Genomic DNA, 5,746 nt, shown 5'->3' with positions numbered 1-5,746 from the left:
CGGCGTTCGGTCGCGGTGCTGGCGGCGGCGGCGGCCGTGTTGGCCTCGGTGGTGGCTTCGGCGGCCGCGGCGTCAGCCTTGTCGGCGGGCTTGCTGCAGGCGGCGGCGGACAGGGCGGCGACGGCGGCGCCGGCGACCATCAGCTTGCGAAGAACGTTGGAGGTCATGGGCTCAGGTCCTTGTGAGACTTTGATCGGAAGTGCGGGTGTCTGCGCCCATCTCAACCGCCGCAAGGCGGCCATGGCAAGCGCGGACCGGGACTATGGCCTGCTTTGCGTCCAGAACAAGTCCCCGGGTCACGGCCGCGTGATCACGTTTTTCGCCCCCGCAATCGCCCGAAATGCGGCCTAGAGACCGATCCCCGGGACGGCCTGGGCGAGGTAGGCGGCGTGGGCCGCCTCGTTGATCGTCACGACCTTTCGCGCGTCGAGATCGAAGCTGATCACCACGGCCTCGGCGCTGGCCCAGGGCGCGCCGCTGACCGGATCGACCATCCAGTGGAAGGCCCTGCGCGTGCGCCGGTCCGCCCCGCCAAAGCCCGAGCGCAGCTCGACATGGTCGCCGGCGCGCGGCCAGCCCAGGTGCAGCACCCGATATTCCAGCACGGCCCCGCCGATCCGCGGCGGCGTCTCGCCCGGCGCCAGGTCGGGGCCTGGCCGCGTCTCGCCGAACAGCCGGCCGACCCCGTCGGAGACCCGGCCGATGAACATCTCGCCGCGCATGCGGCCGAACACGTCGCACTCCTGGGGCTGAATCACGCCCAGCCCGATCCGCACGAGGCCGAGCTTGTCGGCCTGGGCCAGGCTGGCGGTCGCCTGGGCGGGGGCGAGGTCGATGCTGCGCGCGGCGGCATAGGGCGGGACCTCGACCTTAAGGCCGGCGGCGGCGTCGCGCACCCGCTGCGGCCAGGGAAAGGGGCGCAGGTCGCGGGCGGTGGCGTGGGCCACCACCATCTGGAAGGTCGCGGCCGGCTCGCCGTTCAGGTGGCGCATGACCAGCAGCAGGCGGGCGTCGGACTCGCCCAGCTCCACCACCCCTCCGGTCATGGTCAGGGCCGCCCCGGCGCGGGCCTCACGCAGGAACCGCATGTGCTTCTCGCGGACCACAAGGGTCGCCTCGCCTCCGGCCGAGAAGGCTCTGGGCATGCCCAGCTTGGCGGCCAATCCGCCCAGGCCCTCAAGCGCCTTGGCCACCCAGAAGCGGACGTTGAGATGCCCCATCTCGTCGCATTCCCAGGTGTTGACCCCGCCGCTCCAGATCTCCACGCCGTCGCTCAAGCCGCCATCCCCCATGATCAGGCGGCGAACTTAGGGGTTGGCGGATGTAACCAACAGGGCCCCTGGCGCGAATTCGCTTCCAGGCCGCATCCGTGGTCATCTGGCGCGCCGTTCCGGCCGTAGACAGGGGGACGCCTTAAGGCGGACCCTAAGGAGGGGGAGATCATGGCGACGCCGACCCGCGAGGTGCTGGTCTATCGACACACGGTGGCGACCCGCCTGACCCACTGGGTCAATGTGCTGGCCCTGCTGCTGTTGCTGATGAGCGGCCTGCAGATCTTCAACGCCCACCCGGCGCTCTATTGGGGCCAGAAGTCGACCTTCGCCCAGCCCTGGCTGGAGATGGGCATGATCGACCGCGGCGACCACGCCATCGGCGTCACCCAGATCGGATCGGTGCGGGTCGAGACCACCGGCCTGTTCGGCTATTCCGGCAAGGTCGGCAGCCAGGAGCCCCGCGGCTTCCCAGCCTGGGCCACGATCCCCAGCTATCGCGACCTCGCCGACGGCCGCCATTGGCACTTCTTCTTCGCCTGGGTCTTCGTGTTGAATGGCCTGACCTATTGGTCCGCGGGCCTGCTGAACGGCCACTTCCGCAAGGACCTGGCGCCGACCCGCGAACAGCTGACCCCCCGCCATCTGCTGCGGGAGATCGCCGACCACGCCCGGCTGCGGTTCCCCAAGGGCGAGGAAGAGCGCCACTATAACGCTCTGCAGAAGCTGGCCTATCTGGCGGTGATCTTCGGCCTGCTGCCGCTGATGGTGCTGACCGGCCTGACCATGTCGCCGGGCATGGACGCCGCCTGGCCCTGGCTGCCGCACCTGTTCGGCGGGCGGCAGTCGGCGCGCTCGATCCACTTCATCTGCGCCGGCCTGATCGTGGCCTTCGTCCTTGTCCACCTGGCCATGGTGGTGGCCGTCGGCGCCTTCAATTCCGTCCGGTCGATGATCACCGGCCGCTACGCCATCCGCCTCGAGGGAGACGCGTCATGAGCGACACCACGAATCGCCGCGGCTGGCTGAAGGGCCTGGCCGCCGGATCCGCCGGCCTGTTTCTGGCGGCCTGCGACAAGCTGAATGAAAGCCCCAAGGTGCAGAAGGGCCTGGCCTCGGCCCAGGGCCTGACGATGCGGGCCCAGCGCCTGTTCCAGAACCGAACGGCGCTCGCCCAGGAATTCACCCCCGCCGACATCGCCCGCGACTTCCGGGCCAATGGCTCGATCAGCCCCGCCGATCCCGCCTATCGCCAGCTCCTGACCACGGGCTTCAAGGACTATCGCCTGGTGATCGACGGCCTGGTCGAGCGGCCCCTGTCGCTCAGCCTCGCCGATCTGCGGGCCCAGCCGTCGCGGACCCAGATCACCCGCCATGACTGCGTCGAGGGCTGGTCGAGCATCGGCCAGTGGAAGGGCGCCCGCCTCGGCCCGCTGCTCGACCGGGTCGGGCTGAAGCGCGAGGCCCGCTATCTGGTCTTCCACTGCTTCGACAGCCTGGAGGAGACGCTCGACGGCTCGGGCCAGTACTATGAGAGCATCGACCTGGTCGACGGCTATCACCCCCAGACCATCCTGGCCTACGAGATGAATGGCCAGGTCCTGCCGGTCGCCCACGGCGCGCCTCTGCGGCTGCGGGTCGAGCGGCACCTGGGCTACAAGCACGCCAAGTATGTCTCCCGTATCGAGGCGGTCGCAGACTTCGCCCATATCGGCCAGGGCAAGGGCGGCTATTGGGAAGACCGCGGCTATGAGTGGTACGGCGGGATCTGAGGGCCGGCCCGTCCGGGAAGTTCACCCACTTGTTGAACAGGTCTTCTAAGCACATGAATTGCAAGTGTAATTCATGTGTAGGCCTGGAGTCGGCGATCAGTTCAGCCGCCAGATCGCGAAGTTCAGCACCGACGCGAAGCTGACCCAGGCGGCGTAGGGGACCAGCATCAGGCCGGCGGGCCGGTCGATGCGCCAGAAGGCGATCGCCGTGGCGATCACCGCGGCCAGCAGGACGGCGATCTCGGCCAGGGCCAGGTCCGGCCGGCGCAGGCCGAAGAAGATCAGGGACCAGGCGAGGTTCAGGCCCAGCTGGGCGGCATAGAGGGTGATGGCCCGCCGACGGACCGGGCCGGCCGGCGCGACCTCCCAGACCCGCCAGGCCGCGACCGCCATCAGGATGTAGAGGGTCGTCCAGACCGGCCCGAACACGGCGTTGGGCGGATTGAAGACCGGCTTGGTCAGGGTGACGTACCAGCTGGTGACGCTGGAAGCGGTGGCCAGGCCGCCGATCGCCCCGACCGCGAGCGCGAGGACGATGGAGATCACCGCCGGCAGCAGCCGCTTGGGCGCGCGGGGGGACAGGGTGTGGGTCGTCATGCTGCTGGCTCTCTGTGACGCTTGGCGCCGATGGCGGAGTAAATGCGTCCCGGTGAAATTCGATGCAATCCATCGTGCGCCGAGCGGCGGGGCTCCGGATCCCCACCTTCCAGTTACGATCAAAGACGCGGGGTGGATGATGACCTTAAGCAGTGTCTGGGTGTTTCACGGAGCCGGCGGTCGCTTCGCCTCAGCCGTGTTTGCGTCCGTGGACGCCGCGGAGGCATGGGTGGTTCAGCATGGTCTGACCGGAATTCTGACAGAGTACCTGCTGGACGTCGCACCGTATGAGTGGGCGCTGGAGAAGGGCTATTTCTCGCCGAGGGACGACAGTCAGAAGACGCCGGACTTCATTCAGAAATTTACCAGCGCGCACCAAAGGCACCTCCACTTTGAGGATGGTGTCAGGCAGGGTGGCGGGGTTTAGGGGGCTCGCGCCTGACCCAACGCGGCAAGTCGTAGCTGCCGATGGACGGGTGTCATCTTCTCAGCAAAGCGCGACATCAGGCGTGTTGCGCAGCCGCTATGCCACCCAAACCACTTGGCCATAGCAGCCTGCTTCTGTGACCTTCAGCCTTAGGAAGCTCGGCTTGGCGCCGTCTGCAGGCAGGACGGGGCTGCCCGGGTTGATGGCTGAGCCCTTCGTCCCGAACCGGGCTTCGTCGGCACGATGGGTATTCGCGTGCAGCAGCACGTCTACCGGCCCTCCGAATAGGCGATTGCAGGCGTCCGCAGAGCGATCAGCAGCGACGAAGGGGTCACAGCCAGCGGCTAGCCCGGCGGCCTGGGCATCGAACACGCATCCGATCCGGTAGCCGGAGCCCTCAAGCACTCGGGTGACGTGGTGGGTGCGGAGATCGTATTCATCGTCGCGGCCCCGGACGCCGAGAACGGGTGCGATCTCCTCAAGTTGGTCGAGTCCAGACCTCTCACCCATATCGCCAAGGGTGACGATCAAGTCCGCGCCTTGCAGCCGGGGTAACAAGGCCGCAGGAAACTGGGGCCCGCCCCCGTGGATGTGGCAGTCGGCGAGCACAGCCAGGTTGGCGCCCTCCAACGGCAATCTCCAAACCGAGTCTGACATGGCTTGGTCTCTCGACTCCGGACCTGTTTGAATAGGATCCATCTTCCCACTGGACCCCGCTGCCTCCAAGCTGAAGCAGATTGGAGGTCTTCCCAATGCACCCCACCCTTCAGACCGACCGCCTGATCCTCCGCGTGCCCGTCCAGGCTGACCTCGACGCCGGGTGGGCGGAGTTTCATGGGGATGAGGCGTCCATGCGCTGGCTGGGCGGGGCCATGCCGCGCAGCGTCGCCTGGCGGGCCCTGGCCCAGGTGGTGGGGATGTGGGGCCTGCGGGGCTTCGGGCCGTTCTCGGTGATCGAGAAGGCGACTAGCCGCTGGGTCGGCCGCGTCGGGCCCTGGGAGCCGGAGGAGTGGCCCGCGCCGGAGGTGGGCTGGATGCTGCACCGCTCGGCCGAGGGGCGCGGCTATGCGACGGAAGCCGCCGAGGCCTGTCTGCGCTATGTGTTTGACGATCTGGGCTGGGCTCGGGTCACCCACATGATCCACCCCGAGAACCTCGGCTCCCAGGCGGTGGCCCAGCGGCTGGGCGGGCGGCTGCTGGAGGAGGTCCGGCTGCCGGCGCCCTTCGACGATCATCCGACCGGGATGTGGGGCCAGAGCGCCGAGGAATGGCGCGCGGCGCGGGGGCGGACCGCCTAGGGCCGCGGGTCGCGCTTGGCGGCGACGCGCAGGCGCAGCGCATTGAGCTTGATGAAGCCGGCGGCGTCGCGGTGGTCGTAGGCGACCTTGCCCTCCTCGAAGGTGACCAGGTCCTGGTCGTAGAGGGAGTAGGGGCTGGTGCGGCCGATGATGCTGACATTGCCCTTGTAGAGCTTCACCCGGACCTGGCCGGTGACCATGGCCTGGCTGTGGTCGATGGCCGCCTGCAGCATCTCGCGCTCGGGCGCGAACCAGAAGCCGTTGTAGATCAAGCTGGCGTACTTCGGCATCAGCTCGTCCTTCAGGTGCATGGACCCGCGGTCGAGGGTGATGCTTTCAATGCCCCGGTGGGCGGCGAGCAGGATCGTGCCGCCGGGGGTC

The 5,746-nt window shown here is 68.3% G+C and carries 7 protein-coding genes and 1 pseudogene; 4 read left to right on the top strand and 4 right to left on the bottom strand.

What is annotated here, in order from left to right; translation table 11 throughout:
* Positions 1–347 precede the first annotated feature (347 nt).
* A complete protein-coding gene (locus MQH10_RS25995; protein WP_419720806.1) occupies positions 348–1,277 on the bottom strand; it encodes a thioesterase family protein in 930 nt (309 codons plus the stop codon).
* Positions 1,278–1,442: 165 nt separating this feature from the next.
* On the opposite strand from MQH10_RS25995, the gene MQH10_RS25990 reads away from it, so the two are divergent.
* Together MQH10_RS25990 and MQH10_RS25985 are read left to right on the top strand one after the other, a co-directional pair.
* A complete protein-coding gene (locus MQH10_RS25990; protein WP_242566870.1) occupies positions 1,443–2,270 on the top strand; it encodes a cytochrome b/b6 domain-containing protein in 828 nt (275 codons plus the stop codon).
* Positions 2,267–3,043: a molybdopterin-dependent oxidoreductase gene (locus tag MQH10_RS25985; protein ID WP_242566869.1), complete on the top strand. Its 777-nt coding sequence runs from the start codon at positions 2,267–2,269 to the stop codon at positions 3,041–3,043. The genes MQH10_RS25990 and MQH10_RS25985 overlap by 4 nt, the downstream gene beginning before the upstream one ends.
* A gap of 96 nt (positions 3,044–3,139) precedes the next feature.
* On the opposite strand, the gene MQH10_RS25980 is transcribed toward MQH10_RS25985, so the two are convergent.
* The gene (locus MQH10_RS25980; protein ID WP_242566868.1) at positions 3,140–3,640 is read right to left on the bottom strand and encodes a TspO/MBR family protein; all 501 of its coding nucleotides are present in this window, start codon (positions 3,638–3,640) and stop codon (positions 3,140–3,142) included.
* Between MQH10_RS25980 and MQH10_RS25975 the strand changes: the two genes are divergently transcribed.
* The gene (locus MQH10_RS25975) at positions 3,639–4,067 is read left to right on the top strand and encodes a DUF7710 domain-containing protein (RefSeq protein WP_242566867.1); all 429 of its coding nucleotides are present in this window, start codon (positions 3,639–3,641) and stop codon (positions 4,065–4,067) included. The genes MQH10_RS25980 and MQH10_RS25975 overlap by 2 nt on opposite strands.
* Positions 4,068–4,163: 96 nt before the next feature.
* On the opposite strand, the gene MQH10_RS25970 is transcribed toward MQH10_RS25975, so the two are convergent.
* Positions 4,164–4,724 (bottom strand): metallophosphoesterase family protein, encoded by a 561-nt coding sequence (locus MQH10_RS25970; RefSeq protein WP_242566866.1) that lies wholly within the window; start codon positions 4,722–4,724, stop codon positions 4,164–4,166.
* 95 nt (positions 4,725–4,819) lie between these two features.
* Between MQH10_RS25970 and MQH10_RS25965 the strand changes: the two genes are divergently transcribed.
* Positions 4,820–5,365: a GNAT family N-acetyltransferase gene (locus MQH10_RS25965; RefSeq protein WP_242566865.1), complete on the top strand. Its 546-nt coding sequence runs from the start codon at positions 4,820–4,822 to the stop codon at positions 5,363–5,365.
* Here MQH10_RS25965 and MQH10_RS25960 read toward each other — a convergent pair.
* A pseudogene (locus MQH10_RS25960) lies at positions 5,362–5,746 on the bottom strand (argininosuccinate synthase); the annotation flags it as partial. The gene MQH10_RS25965 and the pseudogene MQH10_RS25960 sit on opposite strands and share 4 nt — an antisense overlap.

It is taken from the genome of Phenylobacterium aquaticum (assembly GCF_022695515.1).
Taxonomy (GTDB): domain Bacteria; phylum Pseudomonadota; class Alphaproteobacteria; order Caulobacterales; family Caulobacteraceae; genus Phenylobacterium; species Phenylobacterium aquaticum.
Note: the sequence above shows the minus strand (reverse complement) of the source record. Positions and strands in the feature narration are given on the sequence as shown.

Coding starts and splice junctions, on each gene's coding strand:
- MQH10_RS25990 (WP_242566870.1), top strand. CDS start 1,443: ATGGCGACGCCGACCCGCGAGGTGCTGGTCTATCGACACACGGTGGCG.
- MQH10_RS25965 (WP_242566865.1), top strand. CDS start 4,820: ATGCACCCCACCCTTCAGACCGACCGCCTGATCCTCCGCGTGCCCGTC.
- MQH10_RS25975 (WP_242566867.1), top strand. CDS start 3,639: ATGCTGCTGGCTCTCTGTGACGCTTGGCGCCGATGGCGGAGTAAATGC.
- MQH10_RS25970 (WP_242566866.1), bottom strand. CDS start 4,724: ATGTCAGACTCGGTTTGGAGATTGCCGTTGGAGGGCGCCAACCTGGCT.
- MQH10_RS25980 (WP_242566868.1), bottom strand. CDS start 3,640: ATGACGACCCACACCCTGTCCCCCCGCGCGCCCAAGCGGCTGCTGCCG.
- MQH10_RS25985 (WP_242566869.1), top strand. CDS start 2,267: ATGAGCGACACCACGAATCGCCGCGGCTGGCTGAAGGGCCTGGCCGCC.